This window comes from Erwinia aphidicola, assembly GCF_014773485.1.
Classification (GTDB): Bacteria; Pseudomonadota; Gammaproteobacteria; order Enterobacterales; family Enterobacteriaceae; genus Erwinia; species Erwinia aphidicola.
On record NZ_JACXBP010000004.1, the window covers coordinates 67,071 to 92,955 of the forward strand.

General features: G+C 56.2%; 31 protein-coding genes. 13 read left to right on the forward strand and 18 right to left on the reverse strand.

Translation table 11 applies throughout. From position 1 onward, the window contains the following. Nucleotides 1-11: 11 nt before the first annotated feature. Genes rpoN through ID864_RS10425 form a run of 7 tightly spaced genes read right to left on the reverse strand, consistent with a single transcriptional unit; the run spans nt 12 to nt 5,883 of the window. The gene (rpoN, locus tag ID864_RS10395; protein WP_048914454.1) at nt 12-1,445 is read right to left on the reverse strand and encodes an RNA polymerase factor sigma-54; all 1,434 of its coding nucleotides are present in this window, start codon (nt 1,443-1,445) and stop codon (nt 12-14) included. Nucleotides 1,446-1,493: 48 nt separating this feature from the next. Next, nucleotides 1,494-2,219 (reverse strand): LPS export ABC transporter ATP-binding protein, encoded by a 726-nt coding sequence (gene lptB, locus ID864_RS10400; RefSeq protein ID WP_048914455.1) that lies wholly within the window; start codon nt 2,217-2,219, stop codon nt 1,494-1,496. Nucleotides 2,220-2,224: 5 nt separating this feature from the next. After that, nucleotides 2,225-2,773 (reverse strand): lipopolysaccharide ABC transporter substrate-binding protein LptA, encoded by a 549-nt coding sequence (gene lptA / locus ID864_RS10405; protein WP_048914456.1) that lies wholly within the window; start codon nt 2,771-2,773, stop codon nt 2,225-2,227. Continuing rightward, nucleotides 2,745-3,320 carry an LPS export ABC transporter periplasmic protein LptC gene (gene lptC / locus ID864_RS10410; RefSeq protein ID WP_048914457.1) on the reverse strand — a complete coding sequence of 192 codons (576 nt, stop codon included), beginning with the start codon at nt 3,318-3,320 and terminating at the stop codon, nt 2,745-2,747. Before lptC ends, lptA begins: the two co-directional genes overlap by 29 nt. Beyond that, on the reverse strand, nt 3,317-3,883 hold the full coding sequence (kdsC, locus tag ID864_RS10415; RefSeq protein WP_191149809.1) for a 3-deoxy-manno-octulosonate-8-phosphatase KdsC: 567 nt from the start codon (nt 3,881-3,883) through the stop codon (nt 3,317-3,319). The genes lptC and kdsC overlap by 4 nt, the downstream gene beginning before the upstream one ends. A gap of 17 nt (nt 3,884-3,900) precedes the next feature. Next, nucleotides 3,901-4,887 carry an arabinose-5-phosphate isomerase KdsD gene (gene kdsD / locus ID864_RS10420; RefSeq protein ID WP_133622602.1) on the reverse strand — a complete coding sequence of 329 codons (987 nt, stop codon included), beginning with the start codon at nt 4,885-4,887 and terminating at the stop codon, nt 3,901-3,903. A 15-nt stretch (nt 4,888-4,902) separates the two neighbouring features. After that, nucleotides 4,903-5,883, reverse strand: coding sequence for a calcium/sodium antiporter (locus ID864_RS10425; protein WP_048914460.1), 981 nt, complete (start codon nt 5,881-5,883; stop codon nt 4,903-4,905). 228 nt (nt 5,884-6,111) lie between these two features. On the opposite strand from ID864_RS10425, the gene mlaF reads away from it, so the two are divergent. The 7 genes from mlaF to murA all read left to right on the forward strand — a co-directional run bounded on the left by mlaF (nt 6,112) and on the right by murA (nt 11,037). Next, a complete protein-coding gene (gene mlaF, locus ID864_RS10430) occupies nt 6,112-6,924 on the forward strand; it encodes a phospholipid ABC transporter ATP-binding protein MlaF (RefSeq protein ID WP_191149810.1) in 813 nt (270 codons plus the stop codon). Nucleotides 6,925-6,931: 7 nt separating this feature from the next. Continuing rightward, nucleotides 6,932-7,714 (forward strand): lipid asymmetry maintenance ABC transporter permease subunit MlaE, encoded by a 783-nt coding sequence (gene mlaE / locus ID864_RS10435; RefSeq protein ID WP_048914462.1) that lies wholly within the window; start codon nt 6,932-6,934, stop codon nt 7,712-7,714. Nucleotides 7,715-7,718: 4 nt separating this feature from the next. Continuing rightward, nucleotides 7,719-8,267 carry an outer membrane lipid asymmetry maintenance protein MlaD gene (mlaD, locus tag ID864_RS10440; RefSeq protein ID WP_048914463.1) on the forward strand — a complete coding sequence of 183 codons (549 nt, stop codon included), beginning with the start codon at nt 7,719-7,721 and terminating at the stop codon, nt 8,265-8,267. A gap of 11 nt (nt 8,268-8,278) precedes the next feature. Then, a complete protein-coding gene (mlaC, locus tag ID864_RS10445; protein WP_048914464.1) occupies nt 8,279-8,914 on the forward strand; it encodes a phospholipid-binding protein MlaC in 636 nt (211 codons plus the stop codon). Beyond that, complete coding sequence (gene mlaB, locus ID864_RS10450; RefSeq protein ID WP_048914465.1) at nt 8,914-9,210, forward strand: lipid asymmetry maintenance protein MlaB; 297 nt, start codon at nt 8,914-8,916, stop codon at nt 9,208-9,210. The genes mlaC and mlaB overlap by 1 nt, the downstream gene beginning before the upstream one ends. Nucleotides 9,211-9,437: 227 nt before the next feature. Continuing rightward, nucleotides 9,438-9,692: a BolA family iron metabolism protein IbaG gene (gene ibaG, locus ID864_RS10455; RefSeq protein WP_048914466.1), complete on the forward strand. Its 255-nt coding sequence runs from the start codon at nt 9,438-9,440 to the stop codon at nt 9,690-9,692. A gap of 76 nt (nt 9,693-9,768) precedes the next feature. Beyond that, nucleotides 9,769-11,037 carry a UDP-N-acetylglucosamine 1-carboxyvinyltransferase gene (gene murA / locus ID864_RS10460; RefSeq protein WP_099753981.1) on the forward strand — a complete coding sequence of 423 codons (1,269 nt, stop codon included), beginning with the start codon at nt 9,769-9,771 and terminating at the stop codon, nt 11,035-11,037. A 51-nt stretch (nt 11,038-11,088) separates the two neighbouring features. Here murA and ID864_RS10465 read toward each other — a convergent pair whose 3' ends face one another. Together ID864_RS10465 and ispB are read right to left on the reverse strand one after the other, a co-directional pair. Beyond that, on the reverse strand, nt 11,089-11,349 hold the full coding sequence (locus tag ID864_RS10465) for a helix-turn-helix domain-containing protein (RefSeq protein WP_048914468.1): 261 nt from the start codon (nt 11,347-11,349) through the stop codon (nt 11,089-11,091). A 239-nt stretch (nt 11,350-11,588) separates the two neighbouring features. After that, nucleotides 11,589-12,563 (reverse strand): octaprenyl diphosphate synthase, encoded by a 975-nt coding sequence (gene ispB, locus ID864_RS10470; protein WP_048914469.1) that lies wholly within the window; start codon nt 12,561-12,563, stop codon nt 11,589-11,591. A 255-nt stretch (nt 12,564-12,818) separates the two neighbouring features. Between ispB and rplU the strand changes: the two genes are divergently transcribed. The 4 genes from rplU (at nt 12,819) to cgtA (ending at nt 15,679) form a co-directional block, all read left to right on the forward strand. Then, nucleotides 12,819-13,130 carry a 50S ribosomal protein L21 gene (gene rplU / locus ID864_RS10475; protein ID WP_048914470.1) on the forward strand — a complete coding sequence of 104 codons (312 nt, stop codon included), beginning with the start codon at nt 12,819-12,821 and terminating at the stop codon, nt 13,128-13,130. Between the two features lie 15 nt (nt 13,131-13,145). Beyond that, a complete protein-coding gene (rpmA, locus tag ID864_RS10480; RefSeq protein WP_048914471.1) occupies nt 13,146-13,403 on the forward strand; it encodes a 50S ribosomal protein L27 in 258 nt (85 codons plus the stop codon). Nucleotides 13,404-13,508: 105 nt separating this feature from the next. Continuing rightward, the gene (locus ID864_RS10485) at nt 13,509-14,504 is read left to right on the forward strand and encodes a DMT family transporter (RefSeq protein WP_048914472.1); all 996 of its coding nucleotides are present in this window, start codon (nt 13,509-13,511) and stop codon (nt 14,502-14,504) included. Continuing rightward, entirely contained in the window at nt 14,501-15,679 is a 1,179-nt protein-coding gene (cgtA, locus tag ID864_RS10490) for an Obg family GTPase CgtA (protein WP_048914473.1), read from the forward strand. The genes ID864_RS10485 and cgtA overlap by 4 nt, the downstream gene beginning before the upstream one ends. 49 nt (nt 15,680-15,728) lie before the next feature. Here cgtA and ID864_RS10495 read toward each other — a convergent pair whose 3' ends face one another. From ID864_RS10495 to dacB, 8 genes are all read right to left on the reverse strand, one after another. Next, complete coding sequence (locus ID864_RS10495; protein ID WP_048914474.1) at nt 15,729-16,100, reverse strand: hotdog fold thioesterase; 372 nt, start codon at nt 16,098-16,100, stop codon at nt 15,729-15,731. Nucleotides 16,101-16,149: 49 nt separating this feature from the next. Further along, nucleotides 16,150-16,908, reverse strand: a complete 759-nt coding sequence (gene dhbA, locus ID864_RS10500; protein WP_048914475.1) for a 2,3-dihydro-2,3-dihydroxybenzoate dehydrogenase — start codon at nt 16,906-16,908, stop codon at nt 16,150-16,152. Further along, entirely contained in the window at nt 16,908-17,762 is an 855-nt protein-coding gene (locus ID864_RS10505; protein WP_048914476.1) for an isochorismatase, read from the reverse strand. The genes dhbA and ID864_RS10505 overlap by 1 nt, the downstream gene beginning before the upstream one ends. A 15-nt stretch (nt 17,763-17,777) precedes the next feature. Beyond that, nucleotides 17,778-19,391, reverse strand: a complete 1,614-nt coding sequence (locus ID864_RS10510) for a (2,3-dihydroxybenzoyl)adenylate synthase (RefSeq protein WP_048914477.1) — start codon at nt 19,389-19,391, stop codon at nt 17,778-17,780. Nucleotides 19,392-19,402: 11 nt separating this feature from the next. Further along, on the reverse strand, nt 19,403-20,578 hold the full coding sequence (locus tag ID864_RS10515) for an isochorismate synthase (RefSeq protein WP_048914478.1): 1,176 nt from the start codon (nt 20,576-20,578) through the stop codon (nt 19,403-19,405). Between the two features lie 227 nt (nt 20,579-20,805). Next, on the reverse strand, nt 20,806-21,861 hold the full coding sequence (gene pmrB / locus ID864_RS10520; RefSeq protein ID WP_062818064.1) for a two-component system sensor histidine kinase PmrB: 1,056 nt from the start codon (nt 21,859-21,861) through the stop codon (nt 20,806-20,808). Then, nucleotides 21,858-22,520, reverse strand: a complete 663-nt coding sequence (pmrA, locus tag ID864_RS10525) for a two-component system response regulator PmrA (RefSeq protein ID WP_191149811.1) — start codon at nt 22,518-22,520, stop codon at nt 21,858-21,860. Before pmrA ends, pmrB begins: the two co-directional genes overlap by 4 nt. Before the next feature lie 4 nt (nt 22,521-22,524). Then, on the reverse strand, nt 22,525-23,958 hold the full coding sequence (gene dacB / locus ID864_RS10530; protein WP_099753983.1) for a serine-type D-Ala-D-Ala carboxypeptidase: 1,434 nt from the start codon (nt 23,956-23,958) through the stop codon (nt 22,525-22,527). Nucleotides 23,959-24,207: 249 nt separating this feature from the next. Between dacB and greA the strand changes: the two genes are divergently transcribed. Next, the gene (gene greA, locus ID864_RS10535; protein WP_048914481.1) at nt 24,208-24,690 is read left to right on the forward strand and encodes a transcription elongation factor GreA; all 483 of its coding nucleotides are present in this window, start codon (nt 24,208-24,210) and stop codon (nt 24,688-24,690) included. Nucleotides 24,691-24,820: 130 nt separating this feature from the next. Here greA and yhbY read toward each other — a convergent pair whose 3' ends face one another. Continuing rightward, nucleotides 24,821-25,114: a ribosome assembly RNA-binding protein YhbY gene (gene yhbY / locus ID864_RS10540; protein WP_048914482.1), complete on the reverse strand. Its 294-nt coding sequence runs from the start codon at nt 25,112-25,114 to the stop codon at nt 24,821-24,823. Between the two features lie 128 nt (nt 25,115-25,242). Here yhbY and rlmE point away from each other — a divergent pair, with 128 nt between their 5' ends. Beyond that, nucleotides 25,243-25,872 (forward strand): 23S rRNA (uridine(2552)-2'-O)-methyltransferase RlmE, encoded by a 630-nt coding sequence (rlmE, locus tag ID864_RS10545; protein ID WP_048914483.1) that lies wholly within the window; start codon nt 25,243-25,245, stop codon nt 25,870-25,872. Nucleotides 25,873-25,885: the final 13 nt, after the last annotated feature.

A 25,885-nucleotide genomic window follows, 5' to 3' on the forward strand; every position in this document is an offset into this window, starting at 1 on the left:
TCTCAGTGCTTTCAGACCAGCTGTTTGCGCTGGTTTGATGGTGGGATGGATAAAGACTCTCGGTATTTTGCCACAGTGCGCCGGGCCACCATAATCCCCTGATCGGAAAGAAGGGTGGTGAGCTTGCTGTCGCTGAGCGGTTTGGCGGGATTCTCCGCCGAGATTAATTTCTTCACCAGCGCACGGATCGCCGTGGAGGAGGCTTCGCCACCACCCTCGGTATTGACGTGGCTGGAGAAAAAATACTTCAGTTCAAAAATGCCGCGCGGGCTGTGCAGGTATTTCTGTGTGGTCACGCGCGAGATAGTCGACTCGTGCATTTCTACGGCGCTGGCAATATCGGCCAACACCATCGGACGCATGAACTCTTCACCCTGTTCGAAAAAGGCCTGCTGCTGGTCGACGATACAGCGCGTCACCTTCAGCAGCGTGTCGTTGCGGCTTTCCAGGCTTTTAATCAGCCACTTTGCTTCCTGCAGATTGCTGCGAATAAACTGCGTGTCGCTGTCGCTGCGCGAGCTGGCGCCGAGGGAAGCGTAATGCTGGTTGATCTTCAGGCGCGGCACGCTGTCGGCGTTGAGTTCCACCGTCCAGCGATTGCTGGCTTTGCGCACCAGTACGTCCGGAATGACGTATTCTGGTTCCTGGGTGTTGATCGACTGGCCCGGGCGCGGGTCGAGGGTCTGGATCAGCTGCATCGCCCCTTTCAGCACCTCTTCCTTCAGGCGGGTGACGCGCATCAGGCTGCGGAAGTCGTGGTTTGCCAGCAGATCCAGGTGCTCGCCGACGATCAGGCGCGCCTCTTTCAGCAGTGGAAAATCAGTCGGAAACTGAGAGAGCTGCACCATCAGGCAGTCGCGCAGATCGCGGGCGCAGACGCCGACCGGGTCAAAACGCTGCACGCGCTTCAGCACCGCTTCAACTTCATCCATCGACAGCTCGTCATCACCAATGCTGCCGAGGATTTCATCCAGCGTCACGGTGAGATAGCCTGTATCGTCAACCGCATCAACAATTGAGGTTGCTATCGCGCGGTCAGTGTCGGTAAACGGCGTCAGCTCAACCTGCCACATCAGGTAATCCTGCAGCGTCTGGGTGGTTTCACCCTGGTAGACCGGCAGTTCATCATCATGATAGTCAGTGCCCGTACCGGATGGCGTGCCGGCGGTGTAGATCTCATCCCAGGTGGCATCGAGCGGCAGCTCTTCCGGCATGTCCTTCTGTTCCAGCGCTTCGCGGGTATCCAGCGCTTCGGTTTCCTGATATTCGCGGGTATCAACTTCTTCGTGAATGTCGGTCTGTTCAAGCAACGGGTTACTTTCCAGCGCCAGCTGAATTTCCTGCTGTAGTTCAAGCGTAGAGAGTTGCAGCAGGCGAATGGCCTGCTGCAGTTGTGGCGTCATGGCAAGCTGTTGGCTCAGCCTGAGTTGTAAACCTTGCTTCATATTCAGAATATTAATTCCCCAGAAATCTTACCGAATGTGAACACCTTATCAGAGTCTGAACTCTTCACCCAAATAGACGCGCTTAACTTGCTCATCGGCCAGGATCGCTTCCGGGGTGCCATGGGCGATCAGATGCCCCTGGCTGACGATATAGGCTCGTTCGCAGACTGCCAGCGTTTCGCGTACGTTATGGTCGGTGATCAACACGCCCAGACCGCTGTCACGCAGGTGCTCAATAATCTTTTTAATATCAATGACGGAGATCGGGTCAACACCGGCAAAGGGCTCATCCAGCAGGATAAATTTCGGGTTAGCGGCCAGCGCGCGGGCAATCTCGACGCGGCGGCGTTCACCACCGGAAAGCGCCTGACCCAGGCTGTCGCGCAGGTGCTCAATGTGGAACTCGGCCAGCAGTTCATTCGCGCGGTCGTCGCGCTGCTCGCTGGTCAGGTCATCACGGATCTGCAGGACGGCCATCAGGTTGTCGTAAACGCTCAGACGACGGAAGATGGAGGCTTCCTGAGGCAGGTAGCCAATACCACGACGCGCACGGGCATGCAGTGGCAGAATACTGATGTCTTCATCGTCGATCACGATACGGCCCGCATCACGCGGCACAATCCCAACCACCATGTAGAAGGTGGTGGTTTTACCTGCACCGTTCGGGCCCAGCAGGCCGACGATTTCGCCGGATTTAACTTCCAGGCTGACATCTTCAACCACGCGACGGCCTTTGTAGGCCTTCGCCAGGTTTTCCGCAATTAAGGTTGCCATGTTAGTTAGTTACTCTTTTTCTGACCGTTTGACTGAGTGCCTTTATCCTGCAACTGCGACGGCACTAACACGGTGGTGACGCGTTTGCCGGTGCTGCCAAAGGCCTGCATTTTTTGCTCTTTGACCAGATAGGTGATTTTGTCACCTTTCACGTTGCTGTCGAGCTGTTCCAGATAAGCGTTGCCGGTCAGTTCGACCAGGTCTTTTGCGAGCTCGTAATGCATTTTCTGGGCGTGGCCCTGCACCGGCTTGCCGTTATCCTGCATCTGGTAGAAAGTTGCAGGATTACCATAGGCATCAACAATGGTTTTATTGCTGTCGCCGCCCGGACGGGTCACCACCACTTTATCCGCGGTGATTTTGATCGAACCCTGGGTGACGATAACTTTGCCGGTAAAGGTAGCCACGTTGCCCTGCATATCCAGCGCCTGGTTTTCTGAATCGACGTTAACCGGTTTCTCGGAGTCGCCGGTCAGTGCCAGAGCGGGCAGGCTGGCGGCAAGCAGCAGTGATGCCGTCAGAAGTTTAAGGCTGTTGTTCATTTTGAATTTCATAAGATGTTTTGACCTTTTCAATCAACTCGGCAGTTTTCTTCCGTAAATTCCCACGCATCTTCATACCTGTAGAGTTAAAGCTGCGGCCATAAAGCGTAACCTGATCGTCTGAAGTGACATCCTGAGTGGTCAGGTTAATTTGAGCGTTATCGGTTTTAATCCGCTCAAGCTGAGCGTCTTTGGTCAGGCTGTTCACTTCCACATGACCATAGAGATAAAGCATGCGGTCATTAGTGAGCTTGGCTTTGTCCGCCCGCACCGACCAGGTTGGAATTTTGTTTTCGTCGTAGGTCGTCATCACCGGGTTATCGAACCAGCTCACCGCTTCGGTCTGGAAGTAGGTGACCTTGTCTGACACCAGCTTATAGCTCAGCGCGCCCTCAGGGTTGTACACCACCGTATGAGAATTATCGCTCATGTAGGTCGGTTCCGTGTCGTCACTCCGGGTAGCGTTGCTATCGCTGTCGTTTCCGGTCAGGTTCCAGCCGATCAGCACAATGGCGACCAGCGCCAGTATCAGCGTTATCCAGCGTCTTGTTTTGCTCATACTGACTGCCCTTTGGCCTCTTCAAACTTACCTTGCGCGATCAAAATAAGATCGCAAATTTCCCTCACGGCACCGCGTCCACCGGCAATTCGGGTCACGTAGTCCGCACGGGGCAATAAAACAGGGTGTGCATCGGCCACGGTCACACTCAGGCCAACTTCCGCCATGACCGGCCAGTCGATCAGGTCATCACCAATATAGGCAACCTGCCCGGCACGAAGCGATAGTGTATCCAGAAGTTCACGGAAGGCCAAAAGCTTATCTGTCTGTCCCTGGTAAAGATGGGTAATTCCCAGCGTGGCGCAGCGATCTTCCAGCAGTTTGGCTTTACGGCCGGTAATAATCGCCACTTCAATGCCGCTGGTCAGCAGGCAGCGAATGCCATAACCATCGCGCACGTTGAAGGCTTTGAGCTCTTCACCGTTATTTCCCTGGTAAATCACCCCGTCGGACATCACGCCGTCAACGTCACAAATCAACAGCTTAACTTGCTGTGCCTGCGCCATGACCTGCTGGCTGACTGCGCCATAACAGGTCTCAATGGTGGCTACTGGATTGCTCATTATTTTCAGTTCCTGGTTTATACAACGCCTGCGCGCAGCATGTCATGCATGTGAACCACGCCGAGCAGCTGATCGCCATCGGCGACCATTACGCAGGTAATATTTTTATTCTGCATCAGGTTTAACGCATCCACGGCCAGCGTATTCGGGCGCACGCGCACGCCACCTGGCGTCATCACGCTGGCGATACTGGCATGCTGGATATCAATGCCCATATCGAATACGCGGCGTAAATCACCGTCGGTAAAGATGCCTTCGATTTTCATCAAGTCATTGCAGATTACCGTCATTCCCATGTTTTTACGGGTGATTTCCAGTAGAGCATCACGCAGAGAAGCATCACGGCTGACGTGCGGCATCTCGCTGCCGGAGTGCATGATATCATCAACGCGCAGCAGCAGTTTACGGCCCAGCGCCCCGCCAGGGTGAGAGAGCGCAAAATCTTCCTGGGTAAAACCGCGAGCTTTTAGCAGCGCAACGGCCAGGGCATCACCCATCACTAAGGTTGCGGTGGTGCTGGTGGTCGGGGCGAGGCCCAGCGGGCAGGCTTCCTGCGGCACTTTAACACACAGGTGGATATCTGCCGCACGTCCCATTGCGCTGTCAGGGCGGCTGGTGAGGCAGATCAGCGAAACATGCAGGCGTTTTAGCACCGGGATCAGCGCCAGAATTTCGGAGGACTCGCCGGAGTTGGAAATAGCAATCACCACATCGGATGGGCTTACCATACCGAGATCGCCGTGGCTGGCCTCAGCCGGATGAACAAAAAATGCTGACGTACCGGTGCTGGCAAAGGTCGCCGCCATCTTCTTACCGATATGACCGGATTTGCCCATCCCCATCACCACGACTTTGCCACGGCAGCGATAAATCAGCTCGCAGGCCCGGCTAAAGTCGTCGTTAATGTACCGATCGAGCTGTTCCAGCCCTTCACGTTCAATCCGTAAAACCTCTTTCCCGGCCTGTTGAAAGTCAAAGTCGGGATCGGCCGTGATATGCGCCATAATTCTCCAGTCCTTTTACCAGAAGGTCACTGAGGGGAACTGATACAGCATTCCCACCCAGACGATAAATCCGCACAGCAACAACGCGCCTGCCAGCCGACCAATGCGGCGACTGCGCTGCAAACAGATCAGTGTAAACAGGGCACTGACTCCCAGCATCACCCAGTAATCACGGGCGAAAGCGGCGGAGTCGAGTGTGCCTGGGTGAATCAGTGCCGGAATGCCCAGCACAATTGCCATATTATAAATGTTAGAGCCGATAAGGTTGCCGATGGCGATATCATCTTCGCCCTTCAGCGCGCCAGCAATCACCGTTGCCAGCTCCGGCAGGCTGGTGCCGACCGAAATAATTGTCAGGCCTATCACCAGTTCGCTGACGCCGAAATAGTCGGCAATCACCGTGGCGTTGTCGATGACCATGCGTGTCGACATCGGCAGCACAATCAGCGCCACTGCCAGCCACAGAAAGGCGACAGTATTGCCGACGTCATCTCGCGGCAGTTCAGCCAGCTGCTCACGCGTGAGCGAGTCGCTGTTTTCGCGTTCGGCGCGGCGAGCAATCTTGATGATAAACATCAGATAGATAGCGGCAATGGCGATCATCGCCAGTCCATCGTTGCGGCTCAGCTCGTTATCAAACAGCATGACGCCGCACAGCAGCGTCACCAGCAGCATCAGCGGCAGCTCACGGCGTACCAGTCTGGAGTGGACGGTGAGCGGGTGCAGCAGCGCGGCGCCGCCAAGGATCAGTAAAATATTGGTAATATTTGACCCCATCGCGGTGCCAACTGCGATATCCATCTGCCCGTGCGTGGCGGCGGAAAAGGAGACAATCAGCTCCGGTAATGAGGTGCCAATGCCCACCACCGTCATGCCTATAATCAAGGGTGGAATCCCCAGCGACCGGCACAATATTGCGGCGCTAAACACCAGACGATCGGCTCCATAAACCAGTAAGACTAAACCGATAATCAATAGTGCTGTAGCTACGAGCATGAAGTGTCCTTTGGATCGGGTATAATCGTTGGTTACCGTTTGCTTTAAAGAGTTAAGGCAAAGAAAATTTAATGGCTGTGATTTTGACGGTCTGCGAGTGAAAAGTAAAACTTATGCCAGCTTTAGCTACGTTATTGCGGTAAGTTTCTGTAAAAGTGTCCGGTCCGATAGGTAATACGTTACCATTGGGGGTAAATTTAACGCCTGAGAATAAGGAATGAGGTAACTATGAGCCAGACGGAGACGAATTTGGTGGATGTGCGGGGCGTGAGTTTTTCCCGTGGCAACCGGCCGATTTTCGATAACATCTCGCTTACGGTGCCCAAAGGGAAGGTCACCGCGATAATGGGCCCTTCCGGCATAGGCAAAACCACTTTACTGCGTTTAATCGGCGGGCAGATCCCTCCGGACAGCGGTGAAATCTGGTTTAACGGCGAAAATATTCCCACGCTGTCGCGCTCACGCCTGTATGAGGCGCGTAAAAAAATGAGCATGCTGTTCCAGTCAGGGGCGTTATTCACCGATCTTAGCGCGTTTGACAACGTGGCATGGCCGCTGCGTGAACATACCCAGCTGCCAAAAGCGCTGCTGCATAGCACTGTGATGATGAAGCTAGAAGCGGTGGGCCTGCGCGGTGCCGCCAATCTTAAGCCTTCTGAACTTTCCGGCGGGATGGCGCGCCGTGCGGCACTGGCGCGAGCAATCGCGCTGGAGCCAGATTTGATCATGTTTGACGAACCCTTTGTCGGCCAGGATCCCATCACCATGGGCGTGCTGGTGAAGCTGATCGACGAACTGAACCACTCGCTGGGCGTCACCTGTATCGTGGTATCGCACGATGTGCCTGAGGTGCTGAGCATTGCCGATTACGCTTATATTATCGCGGATCAGAAAGTGATCGCTCAGGGGACAGCCCCTGAACTGCGTGATAACGAAGATGCCCGCGTGCGTCAGTTTATTGACGGCATTGCTGATGGCCCGGTACCTTTCCGTTTCCCGGCAGGGGATTACCTGCAAGATTTAGTCGGCTCAGGGAGTTAACAGACTGATGTTTCTAAGAGCACTGGCGTCATTAGGGCGTCAGGGAATTAATACCTGTGCCTCGTTTGGCCGCGCCGGACTGATGCTGTTCCATGCGCTGTTTGGCATCCCCCGTTTTCGTAAGCACGCTCACCTGCTGGTTAAACAGCTGTACAGCGTCGGCGTGCTTTCACTGCTCATCGTGATCGTATCCGGGCTGTTTATCGGCATGGTGCTTGGCCTGCAGGGCTACCTGGTGCTGAAAACCTACAGCGCGGAAACCAGCCTGGGGATGATGGTCGCGCTGTCGCTGCTGCGCGAGCTGGGGCCGGTGGTGACCGCGCTGCTGTTTGCCGGGCGTGCCGGTTCGGCCCTGACGGCAGAGATTGGCCTGATGAAAGCCACCGAGCAGCTCTCCAGCATGGAGATGATGGCCGTTGACCCACTGCGCCGCATTATATCGCCGCGTTTCTGGGCGGGCTTTATCAGCATGCCGCTGCTGACGCTGATTTTTGTCGCGGTCGGGGTGATGGGTGGCGCGCTGGTGGGCGTGGGCTGGAAAGGGATCGACCCTGGCTTCTTCTGGTCAGCGATGCAGAGTGCGGTCGACCTGCGAACAGATATTATCAACTGCGTGATCAAGAGCGCCGTATTTGCGGTGACTGTGACCTGGATTGCGCTGTTTAACGGCTATGACGCCATCCCGACTTCTGAAGGGATCAGTCGGGCAACGACGCGTACCGTGGTACATGCTTCACTGGCAGTACTCGGTCTGGATTTTGTGCTTACGGCACTGATGTTTGGGAACTGATGCAATGCAAACGAAAAAAAGCGAAATTTGGGTAGGCGCCTTCTTACTTTTAGCGCTGTGCGCGATCATCTTTCTCTGTCTGCGCGTTGCCGACCTGAAATCCCTCGGCAATGAACCGACCTGGAAGCTTTATGCTACTTTTGACAATATTGGTGGCCTGAAAACCGGCTCCCCGGTCAAGGTTGGTGGTGTGGTAGTGGGGCGCGTAACCGATATCACGCTGGACCCGAAAAACTACTCACCGAAAGTCGCTATGGATATTGAAGACAAATATAACAATATCCCTGACACCAGCTCGCTGGCAGTACGGACTTCCGGTCTGCTGGGCGAACAGTATCTGGCGTTGAATATCGGTTTTGATGACCCGGAAATGGGCACCGCAACCCTGAAAGACGGCGGCACCATCCAGGACACCAAGTCAGCGATGGTGCTGGAAGATCTGATAGGCCAGTTCCTCTACAAGAGCGGGAACGGCGACAACAAGAATCCACCTGCCGCGGGCGATGAGGCGGCTCCGGCCGCAGCAGCGCCTGCTGCGGCGAATAATCCATAAGAGGGCAAGTAATGTTTAAACGTTTACTGATGGTCGCGATGCTGGTCATTGCACCCGTAGCGGCGAATGCCGCAGCCGATCAGACCAATCCTTACAAGCTAATGAATGAGGCGGCGCAGAAGACCTTTGACCGCCTGAAAAACGAACAGCCTAAAATCAAGCAGGATCCTAACTATCTGCGGCAGATCGTGCGCGAAGAGCTGCTGCCGTATGTGCAGGTGAAATATGCGGGGGCGCTGGTGCTGGGCCGCTACTACAAAGAAGCCACCCCGGCACAGCGTGAAGCCTATTTTGCGGCTTTCAGCGACTATCTGACCCAGGCATACGGCCAGGCGCTGGCGATGTATAACGGCCAGACTTATCAGATCGCCCCGGAGCAGCCGCTGGGTGATGCAAACATTATCGCTATCCGCGTCACCATCATCGACCCGAACGGCCGACCACCGGTGCGCCTGGACTTCCAGTGGCGTAAAAACAGCGTCAGCGGAAACTGGCAGGCGTTTGATATGATCGCTGAAGGCGTGAGTATGATTAGCACCAAGCAGAATGAGTGGAGCGGCGTGCTGCGTCAGCAGGGCATCGACGGCCTGACCGCGCGCCTGAAGTCGGCAGCAAATGAGCCTATCACGCTGGACAAGAAGCAGTAATGGACGGGCAACTGCGCTGGCAGGTCGAGGACGACCGGCTAACTCTTGCCGGCGAGCTGGAACGTGAAACGCTGCTGCCGCTTTGGCAGCAGCGTGCTGAGGTGATGGGCCGGGTTGAGATTATCGACGTTGCGGGCCTGCAGCGCGTTGACTCCGGTGGCCTGGCCCTGCTGGTCCATCTGCGGCAGATCGTGCTAGCGCGTGGCAAAGCGCCGCGTTTCACCGGTATCACGGATAAACTGCGTTCGCTGATCACCCTCTACAACCTGCAGAAAATTATTGCCGAAGGCGAGTAAGGCACTGGGCGCGTTAGTCCGGTAGTAGTAGCCGTGGAACGCGTTGAGTTTACTCGTTTTTACCCAAGGGAGCGCATTGTCGCTCCCTTCTTCGTTACGCGCCGGGAGTGTTATCTGTTCTCATTTAGGCTTTTTCTCAAAGCGCAGGCATTTTTTGCTTGTTTAAGAGTCGGGCAGATTCCACTAAGATGTGTGCCTGTTTATTATCAAGTGAATTTAAGAGCATCATGGAAACCAGTGAAATTCAATCCGTGCTGATGAGCGCGCTACCGCTGCAGGAAGTCCACGTAACCGGAGATGGCAGCCATTTCCAGGTGATTGCCGTGGGTGAACTGTTTGGTGAACTGAGCCGCGTTAAGAAACAGCAGACTGTCTATGCTCCGCTGATGGAGTACATCGCGGATAACCGCATGCATGCGGTTTCCATCAAGACTTATACCCCTGAAGAGTGGGCGCGTGACCGTAAGTTAAACGGTTTTTAAGCTGCCAGAGTTTGCCACGCGTAACGTGGTGAGGCGCTGGCGGCAGATTTTTAGCTGACAACAGAGAGCAGTTGCAATGGATAAATTTCGTGTACAGGGTCCGACCCGTCTGAGTGGTGAAGTCACTATTTCCGGGGCCAAAAACGCCGCATTGCCGATCCTGTTCGCTGCTTTGCTGGCTGAAGAGCCGGTAGAGATTCAGAATGTCCCGAAGCTGAAGGACATCGATACCACCATGAAGCTGCTCAGCCAGCTGGGTATGAAAGCAGAACGTAATGGTTCCGTGCATCTGGATGCCAGTGAGGTCAACATTTACTGTGCGCCTTACGATCTGGTGAAAACCATGCGCGCTTCTATCTGGGCGCTTGGTCCGCTGGTGGCGCGTTTTGGCCAGGGGCAGGTTTCACTGCCCGGCGGCTGCGCTATCGGTGCGCGCCCGGTTGACCTGCATATCACCGGTCTGGAGCAGCTTGGCGCCACGATTAAGCTGGAAGAGGGCTACGTGAAAGCCTCGGTTGATGGCCGCCTGAAAGGCGCACATATCGTGATGGATAAGGTCAGCGTTGGCGCAACCGTAACCATTATGAGTGCGGCCACGCTGGCCACCGGCACCACCGTGATTGAGAATGCGGCCCGCGAGCCGGAAATCGTTGATACCGCTAACTTCCTGAACACGCTGGGGGCGAAAATCACCGGCGCAGGCAGCGACCGCATCACTATTGAAGGCGTGCAGCGCCTGGGCGGCGGCGTGTACCGCGTACTGCCTGACCGTATTGAAACCGGCACCTTCCTGGTCGCTGCGGCGATCTCCGGCGGTAAAGTGGTGTGCCGTGCGGCACAGCCTGACACTCTGGATGCCGTACTGGCTAAGCTGCGTGAAGCGGGTGCCGATATCGAAACCGGTGAAGACTGGATCAGCCTGGATATGCACGGTAAGCGTCCTAAGGCCGTCAATCTGCGCACCGCGCCGCATCCGGGCTTCCCAACCGATATGCAGGCCCAGTTCAGCCTGCTGAACCTGGTAGCGGAAGGGACCGGTGTAATTACCGAAACCATCTTCGAGAACCGCTTTATGCACGTGCCAGAGCTGGTACGCATGGGCGCACACGGCGAGATCGAAAGCAACACGCTGATCTGCCACGGGGTGGAAAAACTGTCCGGTGCACAGGTTATGGCTACCGATCTGCGTGCTTCCGCCAGCCTGGTTCTGGCTGGCTGTATCGCAGAAGGCACCACCATTGTGGATCGTATTTACCACATCGATCGCGGTTACGAGCACATTGAAGACAAGCTGGCCGCTCTTGGGGCGAATATTCAGCGCGTAAGCGGCAGCAGCGAAGAGTAATCTTTGCGCGCAGCAAGAAACAGGGTCGGTAGATAATACCGGCCCTTTTTTTTACTTGCGGATGCGCTGCTTGCGATCGAGCAGCCGGTGGGTGTGCGGATCATAGTAGCGGCTCGGCCAGATCTCCGATGGATGAATATTCAGCGCATCAGCAATCAACCATTCACCTTTCGGCCACGGGCGGCACAGGGTGTTGGCGAGTGTCGATGAGCTTAAGCCAGCCTGTCGGGATTGTGCGGCTAGCGTGGTGCCTTTTTTACGCAGCGCGGCAATAATATCGGCGGGGTGCCAGTCTTGCTGATTGTGTCTCACGTGCTTACCCTCCTTGGGCACTTTTGGATATAACAGGTGCTTTATAGCAAATAATTTCCATTTATTTCCAGTAAAATGAGCGGCTAAAACATTTTTTGCGTAGTACTGCGCAAAAGTACAGGTAATGGCGTGAGGTTGTTGCATAAAGATGAGAAGGCGGGCAGAACTGCCGGGCTAAATAGCCGGATCGTGGAGAGAAAAAAAGCGCGGCAGGCCGCGCTCTTAAAGCAGAATCGAGATTAGAATTCGCGCTGTACTGACATATGTGCCAACGCTTCCAGCGCGCTACGCCACGGTGATTCCGGTAATACATTCAGCGCAGCGATCGCCTTATCGGCTTCTTTCTCTGCGGCGTCGCGGGTCCATTCCAGGGAACCACATTCACGCATGGTTTCCAGAACGGGTTCCAGTAAATGACGGCCGTTACCCTCTTCAATCGCCGAGCGAATCATCGCAGCCTGCTCCGGGTTACCGTTACGCATCGCGTGCAGCAGCGGCAGCGTTGGTTTGCCTTCGCTCAGGTCATCACCGACGTTTTTCCCCAGAGTTTTGCCATCGGCACTGTAATCGAGAAGATCGTCGATCAGCTGGAAAGCGGTACCGATATAGCGGCCATAATCCTGCAGCGCCTGCTCCTGTGCGGCTGTGGCACCGGCGAGGATTGCCGAAGATTGCGCCGCCGCTTCGAACAGGCGTGCGGTTTTGCTGTAGATCACCCGCATGTAGCTCTCTTCGGTGATATCCGGGTCGTTACAGTTCATCAGCTGTAACACTTCCCCTTCCGCAATCACGTTCACCGCTTCCGACATCAGCGCCAGCACCTTCAGTGAACCCAGGCTGGTCATCATCTGGAAAGCGCGGGTATAGATGAAGTCGCCGACCAGCACGCTGGCGGCATTGCCAAATGCCGCATTGGCGGTAGCTTTGCCGCGCCGCATATCGGATTCGTCGACGACGTCGTCGTGCAGCAGCGTCGCGGTGTGAATAAATTCGATCAAAGCTGCCACGGTAATGTGCTGCTTACCGGAGTAATCATTCACCGCGCGTGCAGCCAGCACGGCGATCATTGGGCGGATGCGTTTCCCTCCGCCGCTGATAATGTAGTAGCCCAGCTGGTTGATAAGGGATACATCGGAGTTCAGCTGGTCGAGTATTGTCGCATTGACGTCCGCCATATCTTGCGCGGTGAGTTCGTTTATCTGTTCTAAGTTCATCAGTCTTTTCAGCTATCGCTCAGTTCGCTGCTATGATAAGCGCCTTAACCCGTGCCTGTGGCATGAAATGTATGACAGATTGTACTGCAAAAACGCGGCGGTGAAACGTCTCCATTCATGTTGCGTTTTTTTTCTGCAATACAGCGTAACAGGCACTTGTCTTTAGTGAGGAAGTTGCGTAGAATTCGCGCCCTATTGTGAATATTTATAGCGCAGCCCGAAATCAAAGAAGGCAAGCGCGAGAGCGGAGTTTATATGTACGCGGTTTTCCAAAGTGGTGGTAAACAACACCGAGTAAGCGAAGGTCAGACCGTTCGCCTGGAAAAGCTGGACATCGCAACCGGCGAAGTTGTTGAATTCGACCAGGTTCTGATGATTGCTAACGGCGAAGACGTTCAGATCGGCGCACCATTAGTTTCTGGTGGCCTGGTTAAAGCGGAAATCGTTGCTCACGGTCGTGGCGACAAAATCAAGATTGTTAAGTTCCGTCGTCGTAAACATTACCGTAAGCAGCAGGGTCACCGTCAGTGGTTCACTGATGTGAAGATCACTGGCATCAGCGCTTAATAGGAGATCTGACAAATGGCACACAAGAAAGCTGGTGGTTCGACTCGTAACGGTCGTGACTCCAACGCAAAACGCCTGGGCGTAAAACGTTTCGGCGGCGAAACTGTTCTGGCTGGTAGCATCATCGTTCGTCAGCGTGGCACCAAATTCCACGCGGGCACCAACGTTGGCTGCGGCCGTGACCACACTCTGTTTGCAACTGCAGACGGCCAGGTCAAATTCGAAGTTAAAGGCCCGAACAACCGTAAATACATCAGCATCGTTGCTGAGTAATTAGGTTTTCGTGCCGCAGAGTGGCAAATGCCGCTCTATGCGACGACGAAAAGAAAAGCCCCGCACTAGACTGCGGGGCTTTTTACATTCTGCCAGGGAACACCGATGTCAGTCAGTAAGCAGCAGGCAGGGATAGGGACCGCTCTCGCGCTGGTCACTGCAATGAGCTGGGGCTCGTTGCCTATTGCGATGAAACAGGTGCTGGTGGTGATGGATCCCGCCACGGTGGTGTTCTACCGTTTTCTCCTTGCAGCAGCAGGCCTGGGCGCAATTTTAGCGCTGAAACGCCAACTGCCGCCGCGTGACTTCTTTCGTCACCCGCGCTGGCTGGTCTGGGTGTTAATTGCCACCGCGGGTCTGGTGGGCAACTTCGTGCTGTTTGGTTCTTCGTTGCAGTATCTCAGCCCTACCGCCTCCCAGGTGATTGCCCAACTGGCACCGCCGGGCATGATGCTCGCCAGCGTATTCATCCTGAAAGAGAGGATGCGTGGCAGCCAGATCGTCGGTGGGGTGATGCTGTTATGCGGACTGGTGATGTTCTTTAACACCAGCCTGATTGAGATCTTCACGCGCCTGACGGATTACACCTGGGGTGTGATCCTCGGTGTCAGCGCGGCCATGGTGTGGGTAGTGTACGGCGTGACGCAGAAAATTTTGCTGCGCCGTCTGGGCTCGCAACAAATCCTGTTTTTGCTGTACACTTTATGTGCAGTGGCGCTGTTACCGATGGCTCGGTTGGAGCTGTTGTGGCAGCTGGACGGCTGGCAGTTAGGCTGTCTGTTATTTTGCGCGCTCAATACCCTGGTGGGTTATGGCGCGTTGGCGGAAGCCTATGCACGCTGGCAGGCGGCACAGGTCAGCGCAATCGTGACGCTGACGCCCTTATTTACCCTGCTGTTTTCAGAATTTTTATCGCTTGGCTGGCCCGACTTTTTTGCCATTCCGCAACTCAATACCTTAGGGTTCGTTGGAGCAATCGTCGTGGTGTCAGGCGCCATGTTTTCCGCAATTGGTCATCGCTTATGGCCACGGCGGAGCAATCCCGACCCGCTGCCAGCAGGCAGTGAGCCCGGGCGAATGAGTGACGGAGAAGTAAAATGAAGTTTGTTGATGAAGCGACGATTCTGGTAGTAGCGGGCGACGGCGGCAATGGCTGCGTCAGCTTCCGTCGTGAGAAATATATTCCGCGTGGTGGTCCAGACGGGGGTGATGGTGGTGACGGCGGCGATGTCTATATGCAGGCTGATGAAAACCTCAACACCCTGATTGACTACCGTTTTGAGAAATCCTTCCGTGCCGAGCGCGGGCAGAACGGCCAGAGCCGTGACTGTACCGGTAAACGCGGCAACGATATCCTGATCAAAGTGCCGGTCGGCACGCGTATTATCGACCAGGGTACCGGTGAAACGCTGGGTGATATGACTCACCATCAGCAGCAGATGATGGTAGCGAAGGGCGGCTGGCACGGTCTGGGTAACACCCGCTTCAAATCCTCCGTAAACCGTACGCCACGTCAGAAAACAATGGGCACCCCGGGCGAAAAGCGCGACCTGCAGCTGGAGCTGATGCTGCTGGCCGACGTCGGTATGCTGGGCCTGCCAAACGCCGGTAAATCGACCTTTATTCGCGCGGTTTCTGCCGCCAAGCCAAAAGTGGCCGATTACCCGTTTACCACCCTGGTGCCAAGCCTCGGCGTGGTGCGCATGGACAGCGAGCAGAGCTTCGTGGTGGCCGATATTCCAGGGCTGATCGAAGGTGCATCGGATGGTGCTGGCCTGGGTATTCGCTTCCTGAAGCACCTCGAGCGCTGCCGCGTTCTGCTGCACACTATCGATCTGGCGCCGATTGACGAAAGCGATCCGGTTGAGAATGCGCGCATCATCCTCGGCGAGCTGGAAAAATACAGCGACAAGCTGTTCAATAAGCCACGCTGGCTGGTGTTCAACAAAGTTGACCTGCTGGATGAGGAAGAGGCGCAGGCGCGTGCTAAAGCGATTGCAGACGCGCTGGGCTGGACCGAGAAGTATTACCTGATCTCCGCGGCGAACCGCGTGGGCGTCAATGCGCTGTGCTGGGACCTGATGTCGTTTATCAACGCCAACCCGAAAGAAGCAGAACTGGAAGCGAAGCAGCCAGAGAAAGTGGAATTCATGTGGGATGACTACCATCGTCAGCAGCTGGAAGAAGCACAGCCAGAAGTTGAAGAAGACGATGACTGGGATGACGACTGGGACGAAGACGACGAAGAAGGTGTCGAAACGGTCTATCAGCGTTAATCCACGCTAAAAAAAACGGGACGCCACTGGCGTCCCGTTTTACATGGTGCTAACCGATAATCGCGGTGGTCAGGCGAGAGATGCAGCACAGCCGATCCCGCGGGTCATATATCTCAATTTGCCACACCTGATTCAGTCCGCCGAGGTGCAGGGCGCGACAGACGCCGCGCACCGATCCGCTGTACAGGGCGCGCAGATGCGTGGCGTTAATATCAATCCCTACCACATTCTGACCCGGCAGCGAGCAGAGCCAGCCCGCCATTGATCCCAGCGACTCTGCCAGCGCCACCGATGCGCCGCCGTGCAGCAGGCCAAAAGGCTGCCGGGTACGATTATCCATCGGCATGACGGCTTCCAGCCAGTCTGCTTCCAGCCGGGTAAACACCATCCCTAAGTGGGCAATCAGCGTATCCTGCGCCATCTCGTTTAGCTCGGCCAGAGTGCTTTGCCGTTTCCACAACCGCTGTACGTCAGGCACCGAGGGTCGCCCCACCGTCGATGACGATATCCTGCAGCACGATATGGCTGGCGCTGTCGGAAGCCAGGAACAGCACCGCGTTAGCGATCTCTTCCGGCTGTGCAATTTTCTGTAACGGAATACCCAGCTTGTACTGCTCCGGATAGCCGGCAATCATCTGCTGCTCATCCTCCGGCCTGCTCCACAGGCTGCGCTGCATGGCGGTGTCGGTAGAGCCCGGCGAGACAATATTACAGCGTACGCCATACGGTGCCATCTCCAGCCCCACCGTCAGGCACAGGCTGCGCAGGGCGGCCTTTGAGGCGCCATAAGCGGACATGCCGATGCGCGGGGCATGGGCGGCGTTGGAAGCGACCGTGACAATGGCCCCGGCGCGCTGCTGACGGAACAGCGGCAGCGTCTGCTGGAAAAGATTGAACGCTCCCCCGGCGTTAACCGCCATGCAGGCCTGCCAGTCTTCTACCGCCAGTTCGTCGGTGGCCCCGGTGCGCAGGATGCCGGCAGCGTTCACCAGCACGTCCAGACGCTGAGTATCTGACAGCAGGCGCTGGCAGACGCGTTTTACCTGGTCGGCGTTAGCGATATCTACGATAGCGCGCTGAAACGGGTAATGACTCTGGGAAAACTGCTTATCAAAGCCCACTACCGTGGCCCCTGCGGCGACAAACGCCAGCGCGCTATGATAGCCAATTCCCTGACCGGCACCGGTCACCCACACCTGTTTTCCACTAAAGTCAAAGCGGCAGGACATCAGGCAGGCTCCCTCGACAGCAGTGACCACCAGCCATCAATGCTGGGATCCTTCGCCAGCGCAACGAAATCGATATCGCTGTGCACCTGGCGCCAGCGGGCGGCCAGCGCCATCATGCGCACGGAATCGAGGCCATAGTCGATGAGGTTTTCGCCATCATCCAGATCTTGCGAATCCTCGTCGAGCAGCGGCAGCACCACTGCGCGCAGCTGTGCTTTGCTCTGCGGGACCGGCAGCAGAGCCTCGGTCATGACCACGCGGCCGCTGCGGCCTGCCGTATAGGTGAGGGACATCATATGCTCTTCGCGGCTGAAGTCCGCCAGCGCATCGGCAACCATAAACGGCTTAATATTGCGCATAAACGCATCGGTAGCGGTAGTTAGGCAGCCGATATGGGCATACACGCCGCAGATGATGAGCTGGTCGCGTCCGGTCTCGTTGAGAATCGACTCCAGCGGCGAGCGGTGGAAAGCGCTGTAGCGCCACTTCACCAACACCTGGTCATGTTCATCCGGGGCCAGTGCGGCCACGACTCTCTGCTGGTCAGGATGCCTGTTCAGGCCCGGTCCCCACATATCATTCAGCAGGGCACGATCTTCGTCGCTCTGCTGGTTCGGCTGCGCGGTGTAGAAAACCGGAATGCCCTGTGATTTGCAGTAATGGCGCAGCTGGGCAATATTCGCCACCACTTGCTGCACCAGCGGGCTATCTTCACCCCAGAAGTTGAGGAAATATTCCTGCATATCGTGGATTAATAACGCCGCGCGCGCCGGTTCAAACGCCCAGTTCACTTTATTGGTCGGCAGCTCGGCTGCGGTTGGCAGCGCGTAAGATTCGAGTTTTGGAATAGCCATGTTATCTCCTGAAAGTTATCCGTTTTGCCGGTCGGCGAGCTGCTGGCGCAGGCGTTTTTTATCCACTTTGCCAACCGGCGTCAGCGGCAGCGAGTCAACGCACTCGATGCGGTCCGGCAGTTTGAATTCCGCCACGCCCAGTTCACGCAGGTGACGGCGCAGTACCACCGGCTTCAGCACGCTGCGGGCAATGATAAACGCGCAGCTCTTTTCGCCCATCAGGCTATCCTCCATCGACACCAGCGCGGCGTGGATCACCTCCGGGTGGCGATGCAGCAGGTTTTCAATCTCTTCGGCGGCGATCTTTTCCCCACCGCGGTTGATCTGATCTTTCTCACGCCCCTGCACGGTGATATAGCCATCTTCGGCGATGGCGATCAGGTCGCCTGAGCAGTAAAAGCCCTGCGCATCAAAGCTGGCGGCATTGTGCTCCGGGCTGTTGAAGTAGCCGCGGAAGGTGTAAGGGCCACGCGTCATCAGACGCCCGGTCTGGCCGGCTGGCAGCGGATTACCCTCTGCATCCGCCACCCACACTTCATCATCTGCCGAGATTGGGCAGCCCTGAGTGGTGAGGATATGCTGCTGGTCGTCGTCCAGACGGGTGTAATTGACCAGCCCTTCGGCCATGCCAAATACCTGCTGCAGCTGGCAGCCAATTTCTGTCTGGATACGTGCCGCCAGCGACTCGCTGAGTTTGGCGCCCCCCACCTGCAGCAGCTGAAGCGAGGCCAGAGCACGGTTGCTGCCCCATTCGGCTATCGCCTGCAACCACAGGCTGACGGCCGGGGGCACCAGTGCGGCGACGTTAACCTGATGTTTTTCAATCAGCGGGAAGCAGAGATTGGCGCTGGGATCGTTGGCCAGTACCACGCAGCCTGCGCCATAAAAGACCCCAAGGGAGCCCGGGGAGCTCATGGCGTAGTTGTGGGCGGAGGGCAGGGCATTGAGGTAAATCGTCGCCTGATTGAAGCGGCAAATCTCCACGCTGGCACGAATGCTGTAGTAGTAATCGTTGTGGGTGCGCGGAATGAGCTTTGGCGTGCCGGTGCTGCCGCCGGAAAGCTGGAAGAAGGCGACTTCATCCGCCGCTGACGGGCTGGCGCAGAAATTCCCGGCGGCTTCATCAATCAATCCGGCCAGCGACAGCGCCGTGCTGTGGTCATTGTGCAGAGCCACCACGCGCAGCGCCGGCATCGCCTGACGCAGCTGATTAAGGTAGTCATCGTTAGCAAACAGCGCGTGCTGGCGGTCGGCAATCAGCAGCGCGGGCTGGATTTGCAGCGCGTAGGCATTCAGTTCGCTGCGCTGATGGCTGAACAGCGCGTTAACCGGGGCGACGCCCAGCTTCATCAGGGCAAAAAAAGTGACGTAAAATTCGGCGATATTACCCAGCTGCACCAGCGCCGTGTCGCCCATTTTCAGGCCGCGACGCTGCAGTGCGGCAGCAAGACGGTCGGACTGCTGCGCCAGTTGAGCGTAGCTGTAGCGGTGTTCCCCGTCGATGACAGCGATGGCGCTGTTGTTTTGCTGACGCTGTAAAATATCGGTCAGCGGCAGATCCAGCCAGTAGCCTTGCTGACGATAGCGGGCGGCCAGATCGTCCGGCCAGCGGGTATAAGGGATAGTCATTGTGCTGCTTCTCAGTTAAGGCCAAAGGCACGGAGCATGGTGTTAAGTTTGACGCCGGTTTCACGCCATTCAGATTCCGGGCTGGAGGCCGGGACAATCCCGGCACCGGCAAACAGCCGCACGCGGTTGCCGTTGACTTTGCCGCAGCGGATGGTTACCACCCACTCACCGTTACCCTGCGCATCGCACCAGCCGACAATGCCGCCAAACAGCCCGCGGTTGAACGGTTCCAGCTCGGCAATCAGCTGCTGGGCGAGCGCGTGCGGAAAGCCGCTCAGGGCGGGGGTGGGATGCAGCAGGCAGGCCAGCGACAGGGCGCTATCAGCCTTATCACTCACTTCCCCTTCGATGGCGGTGCCGAGATGCCACAGCGTCGAGGTGGTGAGCAGTTCCGGCGTTTCAGGCAGCGTCAGCTGCGCGCTGCGGGGTTGCAGCACGTCGCGCATGGCGTCGGTTACCAGCTTGTGCTCGTAGCGGTCTTTGCTGGAGTTCATTAACTGCTGCCCGGCTGCACGGTCGCGGGCGTCATCTTTTTCGCGCCGTGCTGAACCGGCCAGCGGATGGGTAAAGAAACGATCGCCCTGTTTGCGCAGCAGCAGTTCAGGGCTGGCACCCAGCAGGGACCCGCCTTCCGCCAACGGTACGTGGAAGTTATAGCTGCCCGGGTTCTGCGCGATCACCCGCGTCATCAGGCTGGCAATATCTATCGGTTGTGCAGTGGCGATCTCCATCAGGCGGGACAGGACGACTTTATCCAGCTGCTGCGCTGAGGTGGCGTCCACGGCGCGGCTGACCATCTGCATAAACTCATCCTGCTCCGGCAGCGCGGTGCGGCGAATCACCTCCGGCAGCGCAGCCTGGCTGGTCGCCATCTGCTGGCGCCAGGCTCTGCTGTCGAAATACTGGCTGGACTCAGGGATAAACAGCGCAGAGGGCTGGCTGGCGTCGAAGGGGATGGCACCGACCAGTATTGGGTTGGCAATCCCCTGGCGCTTCGCCTCGGCGAAACGCTGGTGGATCTCCTGCTGAAACTCTCCGTGCAAAGACTCTCCGCCCAGGGCAGGGGTGCTGATAGTCGTGAAGCACCCCTGTGCTGCCAGGCTACGCCAGGGGGACATGAAGAAGAAGCCGCTGGCGGCGGCTTTTGTCGCGAACTGCAGCGTGCTTTCTGACGTTAACGATTCCATCGGGCATCCTTTGATAAATGATAAACGTAGTAAGAACTATTATCATTTGCTTTCAGGTGCAGTAAATTACGTCGAATAGGGCATAGTGTCAATAAAGGTAAATTAATTTAATTAGCGTAAAGGGAGGCTTACATTCAGCGCAAATTCCTTGCCGTTAGCGGTGTTATCGCCAGGTAAGGGGGCGCCATAGGTAAGCGCCGCTGGGGGAAGGCGGGGGAGAGCTGTGATTAACCGAGTTGGTAAGGTAGCCAGCAGGTGGCGATCAATCCCTGGCGGTCTGTGCGGTTGGCCAGCTCAAAATTGCCATGGTGAATCTGGATAATGCGCTGGACGATATTCAGCCCGAGGCCGCTGCCACCGTAGCGCTGGTCCATCCGGCGGAAGGCTTTTACCACTTCTCGCACTGCGCTTTCTTCGATGCCGGGGCCTTCATCGCAGACGGTGATTTCACTGCCATCATTGCTGGCAGTGATATTCAGTGTGACGGTGCTGTGCTGTGGGCTGTAGCGTGAGGCATTTTCCAACAGGTTGCGCAGCATCAAACGCAGCAATACCGCGTCGCCTTGAGCCGTCAGCATCAGATCACCGCTGACGATCAGCTGCTGCTGACGCAGGGCCAGCAGTTCATCAATCTCTTCGCGCAAGGGTTCAACGATCTCCTGCCACGATACCGTCTGATAATGCCCGCTGGCCAGCGCGTGGCCAGCACGCGACAGCATCAATAGCTGTTCGATAACGTGCATCAGCTGATCGATGCGCTCAACCAGCATTGGCCCTTTTTTTACCCCTTCCTGCTCCAGCAGTTCCAGATGCAGACGCAGGCCCGCCAGCGGGGTGCGCAGTTCATGCGCCGCGTCGGCGGTGAATAATCTCTCCTGCTGCAGCTGATGATCCAGGCGGCCTAGCAGCTGGTTTAGCGCGCCGGTAACCGCGACAATTTCATCCATGTCAGAATGCAGCGGCAGCGGGGTGAGATTATCGGCAGAGCGGGCGGTGAGGCTTTTTTGCAGCGAACGCAGCGGGCGGATGATCCAGCTGATGGCCCAGAATGAGAGCAGCAGCGTGAAGCACACCATCACTAAAGAGGGGAGCAGCAGTGAGGCAATCGCCTCGCGGATCTCATTTTCGACGTGCTCATTGCGGGAATGGGCGGAGAGCGTTTCGTTGACCAGAAAGCTGATCTGCTCACGGCTCTCATGCCACAGCCATAACGCGCTCATCAGCTGGCAGCTGAGCAGGATCAGCGCCAGCATGATCAGCAAACGCCGACGCATACTGTTCATTCACGCTCTTCCAGGCGATAACCGACGCCGCGTACCGTTTTGATCCGATCCTTACCCAGCTTGCGGCGCAGATTGTGAATGTGAACCTCAAGGGTGTTGGAGCCGGTATCATCCTGCCAGCTGTAGAGATCCTGCTGTAAGGTTTCGCGATGTACGGTCTGACCGATGCGCATTAATAGCCGGGTCAGCAGGGCAAACTCTTTCGGGGTGACTTCGACCGGCTTGCCCTCAACCCCCACCTGCTGCGAGGAGAGATTGAGCGTAATGTCACCATGCTGCAGCAGGTTATCGCTCTTACCCTGGTAGCGGCGGATCAGTGCACGGGCGCGCGCTTTCAGCTCTACCAGCGCAAACGGCTTGATCAGGTAGTCATCTGCACCGGCATCCAGCCCCTCCACGCGATCTTCTAACGCATCGCGTGCGGTGAGGATCAGCACCGGCAGGTCTACCTGCTCTTTGCGCCACTGGCGCAGCAGGTCGGCTCCGTCCCGGTCCGGCAGGCCAAGGTCGAGCACGATTAAACTGTACTGAGCGTTTTGCAGCAAGGCCACCGCTTCGCGGGCGTTGGCGGCACAGTCAACCGCATATCCCTCACCGGTCAGGGCGAGGGATAATCCTTCCTGCAGCAGCACATCATCTTCAACGATCAGTATTTTCATCGGCTCAGTTGTTCTGATAAACGTCTTTATACAGACGGCTTTCGAAGCGCACCAGTGGGATACGGCGCTGACGCTGATCCTCAGGTGGTACGGCGTAACCAGACAGATACTGGACAAACGCCACGCGCTGTCCGCTGGCGGTGGTCATAAAGCCGGCCAGGTTGTATACCCCCTGCAACGAACCCGTTTTGGCGGACACTTTGCCATCCACGCCGGCTTCATGAAGACCGCCGCGATAGCGTAAGGTTCCGTCATAACCCGCCAGCGGCAGCATAGAAATATAGTTTAGCTGCTGATCGTTCTGCGCAATGTACTGCAGCACCTGCATCATTGTCGCAGGGGAAATCAGGTCGTGGCGCGACAGGCCGGAACCGTCGACCTGAATGCTGTTACCGAGATCGATATTGGCTTTCTGACGCAGGATCTGACGCACGGCATCCGAGCCTGCTCGCCATGTGCCCGGCACGCCGAAGCGCTCATGACCGATGGTGCGGAACACCGTATCGGCGATCATATTGTCGGATTTTTTCAGCATGATCTTCAGCAGATCGTGCAGCGGAGCCGACTGCGTCGCGGCCAGTACGGTACCGGGTTGCGTCACCTGCGTCTGGCGCACCAGATGCCCGGTATAGTCGATACCGGCGCTCTGAAGTTCGGATTTGAGGATAGCACCCGCATAGCTGGCTCCATCCTGTATCGCGAACGCCAGCGGCAGCGGCTCACTGCGCTGCGTCAGGCAGCCGGTGAGCGTAAAGCGGTTCAGCTCACCGGGGACCACGTCCAGCTCGCAATACTGCGCATCCGGTGACCCTTTTGCCAGAGTGCGCACTTCGCTGAACATATTGACCGGATACCAGGAGGCGACGCGTATAAAGGCTTTTTCTCCCGGATTCGGCGCGCTGTACAGCGACACCGAGAAGCAGTTACGGTCAACGATAGCGGCGCCAGGCGGAGCACTAAAGCACTGGGTCATATCATTCCACGGCCAGCCGGGGGCTTTGTCGTGGCTGGCGAACACCGAGGTGTCGATCACCAGGTTGCCGTCAATATGCTGCACGCCCTGTTTCTTCAGTGCCGCCACCATATTGCGCAAGTCCTGACGCGTCAGCGTCGGGTCACCGCCGAAGCGTGCGACCAGATCGCCACGCAGCGTATCGCCGCTCAGGCTGCCTTTGCTTTCGAGCTGGGTGTGAAAACGGTAATCAGGACCAAGCTGTAACAGTGCCGCCAGCGCGGTAATCACTTTCATGGTACTGGCCGGCAGCGCCATCTGCTGGCTGTGATAATCAATCGAGGGCGACGCAGCGCCAATTTTCTGCACAATCAGCGCCAGGTTCGCGCCGTCGGGTAAGTATTGGGTGTAGTCTTCGACGGGGGCTGCCTGCGCTTGCAGCATAAATGCGCAGCTAATGCCGGTGACAATTCGTGAAAATCGCATAATCTCGCGGTAACTGACAGGTGATGCTGTCATACTACGGTGCATCGTGGTGGAAAGTAAACGATGACCCTTGAGGAACTCTGGGGTAAAATACGTATCAAATTGCAAAATAAGCCAGACCCTGGAAACTGCTCCGGGTCAGGCTTCTTTCGTTTTAAATCAGTAATAAGCGCCGCGGGACGCCTTTCCTGCATGCCACCCGTCAGGACGACGACACATTGAACAGGACAGATTTTACGAGGTATTGAGATGAATCAGATTCCGATGACGTTAAAGGGCGCGGAAAAATTGCGCGAAGAGCTGGAAGAGCTGAAAACCGTAAAACGCCCAAGAATTATTGCCTCAATTGCGGATGCAAGGGAACACGGCGACTTAAAAGAAAATGCGGAATACCATGCTGCCCGTGAGGAGCAGGGGTTCTGTGAAGGCCGTATTCAGGAAATCGAAGCCAAGCTTTCCAATGCTCAGGTGATCGATGTCACAAAAATGGCCGGCAATGCGAACGGCCGCGTGATTTTTGGCACCACCGTTACCGTGCTGAATGTCGAAACGGACGAAGAGTCGACCTACCGCATTGTGGGCGATGATGAAGCCGATTTTAAAAAGAACCTGATTTCAGTGAACTCACCGATGGCGCGCGGTTTGATTGGTAAAGTCGTTGATGATGTTACCATTGTCAAAACCCCCGGCGGCGATGTCGAATACGAAATCCTGAAAGTAGAGTATCTTTAATTATTCTCTGAAGGTTTTGTAAAGATAAGAAAAAGGCCGCATCGCGGCCTTTTATCAGAATCAGGAGCATGGCACTTTCTCCAGACCTGAGCTTAGTATGGTCGGGCCGTGACGAAAAACGGCCGACTCCTCAGCGCGGAATGGAGATCTTGCGTTCCTTCGTTGGACGGTACAGCACCAGCGTCTTGCCGATGACCTGCACGTTAACTGCACGTGTTTCGCGCACGATAGCTTCCACTACCAGGGCTTTCGTCTCACGATCTTCTGTGGCGATTTTCACCTTGATAAGTTCATGGTGCTCAAGTGCTTGTTCGATCTCGGCCAGCACCCCTTCGGTCAAACCATTGTTGCCCAGCATGACAACGGGCTTCAGAGGATGGGCCAGGCCTTTCAGGTGCTGTTTTTGTTTGGTACTCAGATTCATCGTATTTTTTACTTACATTGGGATTGAAAACGGGTCATTCTACCGCCATCTCTGGTGTATCACCAAATCGGCAGAGCTGATTTGCGCGGTTTATTTATCGCGAACAACGAATCATAGTTGGAAATTGTATGACTGGTAAAAAGCGTTCGGCCAGTTCCAGCCGCTGGCTACAGGAACACTTTAGCGATAAATATGTGCTTCAGGCACAGAAAAAAGGGTTGCGCTCGCGCGCCTGGTTTAAACTTGATGAAATACAGCAAGGCGACAAGCTCTTCAAACCTGGTATGACCGTGGTTGACCTCGGCGCGGCGCCAGGCGGCTGGTCGCAATATGTGGTAACGCAGATTGGGTCAAAGGGTCGCGTCATCGCCTGTGATATCCTGCCAATGGATCCCATCGTTGGTGTCGATTTCCTTCAGGGCGATTTTCGTGATGAACTGGTATTGAAAGCCCTGCTGGATCGCGTAGGGGATACCAAAGTTCAGGTTGTGATGTCAGATATGGCACCAAACATGACGGGTACCCCTGCAGTTGATATTCCCCGCTCGATGTATTTATGTGAGCTGGCGTTAGAGATGTGCCGTGACGTTCTGGCACCTGGCGGCAGTTTTTTAGTGAAAGTGTTTCAGGGAGATGGCTTTGAAGAATACCTGCGGGAAATTCGCTCCCTGTTTACGAAAGTAAAAATTCGTAAGCCGGACGCTTCACGCTCTCGTTCGCGTGAAGTGTACATTGTAGCGACAGGGCGCAAACTATAACCCTAATAGCCGG

Bases quoted from the DNA above. Each gene is read 5' to 3' on its own strand.
- greA (WP_048914481.1), top strand. From the start codon at position 24,208: ATGAATCAGATTCCGATGACGTTAAAGGGCGCGGAAAAATTGCGCGAA.
- mlaC (WP_048914464.1), top strand. From the start codon at position 8,279: ATGTTTAAACGTTTACTGATGGTCGCGATGCTGGTCATTGCACCCGTA.
- ID864_RS10495 (WP_048914474.1), bottom strand. From the start codon at position 16,100: ATGGCGCAGGATACGCTGATTGCCCACTTAGGGATGGTGTTTACCCGG.
- yhbY (WP_048914482.1), bottom strand. From the start codon at position 25,114: ATGAATCTGAGTACCAAACAAAAACAGCACCTGAAAGGCCTGGCCCAT.
- lptB (WP_048914455.1), bottom strand. From the start codon at position 2,219: ATGGCAACCTTAATTGCGGAAAACCTGGCGAAGGCCTACAAAGGCCGT.
- ID864_RS10485 (WP_048914472.1), top strand. From the start codon at position 13,509: ATGTCAGTCAGTAAGCAGCAGGCAGGGATAGGGACCGCTCTCGCGCTG.
- pmrA (WP_191149811.1), bottom strand. From the start codon at position 22,520: ATGAAAATACTGATCGTTGAAGATGATGTGCTGCTGCAGGAAGGATTA.
- lptC (WP_048914457.1), bottom strand. From the start codon at position 3,320: ATGAGCAAAACAAGACGCTGGATAACGCTGATACTGGCGCTGGTCGCC.
- kdsC (WP_191149809.1), bottom strand. From the start codon at position 3,883: ATGAGCAATCCAGTAGCCACCATTGAGACCTGTTATGGCGCAGTCAGC.
- ibaG (WP_048914466.1), top strand. From the start codon at position 9,438: ATGGAAACCAGTGAAATTCAATCCGTGCTGATGAGCGCGCTACCGCTG.
- mlaD (WP_048914463.1), top strand. From the start codon at position 7,719: ATGCAAACGAAAAAAAGCGAAATTTGGGTAGGCGCCTTCTTACTTTTA.
- cgtA (WP_048914473.1), top strand. From the start codon at position 14,501: ATGAAGTTTGTTGATGAAGCGACGATTCTGGTAGTAGCGGGCGACGGC.
- ID864_RS10510 (WP_048914477.1), bottom strand. From the start codon at position 19,391: ATGACTATCCCTTATACCCGCTGGCCGGACGATCTGGCCGCCCGCTAT.
- rplU (WP_048914470.1), top strand. From the start codon at position 12,819: ATGTACGCGGTTTTCCAAAGTGGTGGTAAACAACACCGAGTAAGCGAA.
- pmrB (WP_062818064.1), bottom strand. From the start codon at position 21,861: ATGAACAGTATGCGTCGGCGTTTGCTGATCATGCTGGCGCTGATCCTG.
- dacB (WP_099753983.1), bottom strand. From the start codon at position 23,958: ATGCGATTTTCACGAATTGTCACCGGCATTAGCTGCGCATTTATGCTG.
- mlaE (WP_048914462.1), top strand. From the start codon at position 6,932: ATGTTTCTAAGAGCACTGGCGTCATTAGGGCGTCAGGGAATTAATACC.
- murA (WP_099753981.1), top strand. From the start codon at position 9,769: ATGGATAAATTTCGTGTACAGGGTCCGACCCGTCTGAGTGGTGAAGTC.
- mlaB (WP_048914465.1), top strand. From the start codon at position 8,914: ATGGACGGGCAACTGCGCTGGCAGGTCGAGGACGACCGGCTAACTCTT.
- dhbA (WP_048914475.1), bottom strand. From the start codon at position 16,908: ATGTCCTGCCGCTTTGACTTTAGTGGAAAACAGGTGTGGGTGACCGGT.
- ID864_RS10515 (WP_048914478.1), bottom strand. From the start codon at position 20,578: ATGGAATCGTTAACGTCAGAAAGCACGCTGCAGTTCGCGACAAAAGCC.
- mlaF (WP_191149810.1), top strand. From the start codon at position 6,112: ATGAGCCAGACGGAGACGAATTTGGTGGATGTGCGGGGCGTGAGTTTT.
- lptA (WP_048914456.1), bottom strand. From the start codon at position 2,773: ATGAAATTCAAAATGAACAACAGCCTTAAACTTCTGACGGCATCACTG.
- ID864_RS10505 (WP_048914476.1), bottom strand. From the start codon at position 17,762: ATGGCTATTCCAAAACTCGAATCTTACGCGCTGCCAACCGCAGCCGAG.
- rpmA (WP_048914471.1), top strand. From the start codon at position 13,146: ATGGCACACAAGAAAGCTGGTGGTTCGACTCGTAACGGTCGTGACTCC.
- kdsD (WP_133622602.1), bottom strand. From the start codon at position 4,887: ATGGCGCATATCACGGCCGATCCCGACTTTGACTTTCAACAGGCCGGG.
- ID864_RS10425 (WP_048914460.1), bottom strand. From the start codon at position 5,883: ATGCTCGTAGCTACAGCACTATTGATTATCGGTTTAGTCTTACTGGTT.
- rlmE (WP_048914483.1), top strand. From the start codon at position 25,243: ATGACTGGTAAAAAGCGTTCGGCCAGTTCCAGCCGCTGGCTACAGGAA.
- rpoN (WP_048914454.1), bottom strand. From the start codon at position 1,445: ATGAAGCAAGGTTTACAACTCAGGCTGAGCCAACAGCTTGCCATGACG.
- ispB (WP_048914469.1), bottom strand. From the start codon at position 12,563: ATGAACTTAGAACAGATAAACGAACTCACCGCGCAAGATATGGCGGAC.